The organism is Methylobacterium sp. 285MFTsu5.1, from assembly GCF_000383455.1.
Classification (GTDB): Bacteria; Pseudomonadota; Alphaproteobacteria; order Rhizobiales; family Beijerinckiaceae; genus Methylobacterium.
The window spans coordinates 1-1,508 of record NZ_KB911353.1; the positions used below are offsets into that span (position 1 = coordinate 1).

General features: G+C 68.2%; 1 pseudogene. It reads right to left on the reverse strand.

What is annotated here, in order from left to right:
• Window positions 1–136 precede the first annotated feature (136 nt).
• Window positions 137–1,356: pseudogene (locus tag H288_RS33455) on the reverse strand (IS256 family transposase).
• Window positions 1,357–1,508: the final 152 nt, after the last annotated feature.

The window sequence follows — 1,508 nt, forward strand, 5'->3', positions numbered from 1 at the left end:
GGCCCGGACGGGGTAGAACGCGCACGATGAGCGGGTCGGTCGCTGGCTCGACGCCGACGACGGTCAGGCCATCGGGCACGAGGGGCAGGATACGGGGGACTGTCAGGAATTCCGTGTGCGGGCGGCGGGTTGAACATCAGGCCGCCATGGCCCGGGTGAAGCGCTCGCCGAAGATGACGGCGAACTGCGCCTTGGCCATGACCCACTCACGCGGCCCCATCTTCCACGCCTTCTCGGAGCGGTTCAAGACCAGGTAGAGCAGCTTCAGCGCCCCTCGTCGGTCGGGAAGTGCCCGCGGGCGCGCACAGCCCGGCGCAGCGTGGCGTTCAGGGCCTCGATGGCGTTCGTGGTGTACAGGATCCGGCGAACCTCGCCGGGGAAGGCGTAGAACGGGACCACCTCGCCCCAGGCCCGTCGCCAGCTCTGGGCGATGGCCGGGTAGCGCCGACCCCATTCGCTCGTCTCGAAGGCCGCCAAGGCCGCCTCGCCAGCCGCGGCATCGAGCGCGCGGTAGATGTCCTTCAGCGCACCCGCCACGAGCTTGCGGTCCTTGTAGGACACGAAGTCGAGGCTATGGCGTAGCAGGTGGACGATGCAGGTCTGGACCAGCGCCTCGGGGAACACCGCCCGGATCGCATCGGGGAAGCCCTTCAGGCCATCGACCACGGCCAGCAGCACGTCCTCGACGCCGCGGTTCCTGAGCTCGTTCATGACCCGCAACCAGAACTTGGCGCCCTCGTTCTGCTCCAGCCAGAGGCCGAGGATCTCCTTGGCGCCGTCGGCGCGCACGCCCAGCGCGATGTGGACGGCCTTGTTGCGGACCACGCCCTCGTCACGCACCTTGATCCACAAGGCGTCGAAGAACACGATCGGGTAGACCGGCTCGAGCGGCCGGGCCTGCCAGGCAGCGACCTCCTCCAGGACCGCGTCGGTCACCGCGCTGATCAGGTCGGGTGAGACCTCGATCCCGTAGAGCTCGCGCAGGTGCGCGACGATCTCCCGGGTGCTCATGCCACGGGCGTACATCGACACGATCTTGTCGTCGAAGCCGGGAAAGCGGCGCTGATACCGGGCGATCAACTGTGGGTCGAACGTCGCCTGCCGGTCGCGCGGGATCGAAAGCTCGATCCGGCCCGTCTCGGTGGTGACCGTCTTGCGACCGTAGCCGTTGCGCGTGTTGCCGGCGTCCTCGCCCGCCAGATGGTGGTCCATCTCGGCGTTGAGCGCCCACTCGGCCAGGGCCTTCTTCAGCTCGTCCAGCAGGCCATCGGCCTCGAAGGCCGTCTTCGGATCGGCCCCAGCCAGGAGCTGGTCCAGGATTGCGTCAGGGATGCGGGGTGCTTTGCGTCGTGCCATCGGGAACCTCCTTCGGATCCACTATGGCCGCCCGCACACGAAATTCCTGACAGTCCCGGATACGGCGGGGCATGGCGTCCTCCGGAAAGCCGATCTCCGGAGATGGGGCACGTCCCGCCGGCCGGCACACTTCGCCACACGAAGTGCGGAAG